Raw genomic sequence first — 939 nt, forward strand, 5'->3', positions numbered from 1 at the left:
ATAAAAATAGTTGGGAAGCAAAATTGTACATCCTTAAACGAGCGAAAATGTACATTTTATCATTGACATTTATAGACGTCTATTCATCATATGGATAATAGAGTTAAAGTGCTACATTTTTTATGAGAATGAGGCAATCATCGTTCCCTATTGAAAGGTTTTGAATAAAATATAGTAATCTATTATATTTTTCACTTTTTTTCTTTAGAGTGTTTAATGAATTCAAAACATAACAGTAAAAGGAGTGGGTGATTATTTGGGATGGAATAAGTACTATGACTTACATTTGACGGAAAAACAGATTAATCACGAAAAATACAAAAAAGAAGTAGGAGGGGATTGGGAGGTAATTGGGAATTTACAATTTCAATTCCTTGTTAAGAACGGTTTGTTGCCTACACATAGATTATTAGATATTGGCTGTGGAAGTCTTAGGGCAGGCATTCATTTTATCAAATATTTGAATCCAGGACATTATGGCGGTTTAGATGTTAATAAGTCACTTATAAAAGCAGGTCAATTAGAAATAAAAAAGACCAACTTAATAAATAAAAACTCAACCTTACTTGTTGATGATCAATTTACTTTCACAAAATTTCATACAAGCTTCGATTTTGCCATCGCTCATTCACTATTTACTCATCTTCCTATAAACCTTATTTGGCGATGTTTAATTAATGTCGAGAAGGTCCTCAAGATAGATGGAAAGATTTATGCTACGTTCTTCGAATCTAAAAATAAGTTCACGCTCGACCCTATTAAACAGTATCCACGTATCATTACCAATTTTGATAGGGATCCTTTTCACTATCACCTTTCTGTTTTTGAATATATGGTCAAGGATTCTTCTCTGGATTTAGAGTATGATGCTAGACTAAAAAGTAGACACAGATTGTTATAATAAATATATCAACTATAACGAGGTGTGTCTGTATGGCA

1 protein-coding gene is annotated in these 939 nt (G+C 31.5%); it reads left to right on the top strand.

The features are described 5' to 3' along the window. Nucleotides 1-256 precede the first annotated feature (256 nt). Nucleotides 257-901 (top strand): class I SAM-dependent methyltransferase, encoded by a 645-nt coding sequence (locus ACR65M_RS26960; protein WP_440274953.1) that lies wholly within the window; start codon nt 257-259, stop codon nt 899-901. The last annotated feature ends 38 nt before the right edge of the window (nt 902-939 follow it).

Source organism: Ferdinandcohnia sp. SAFN-114 (assembly GCF_059415045.1).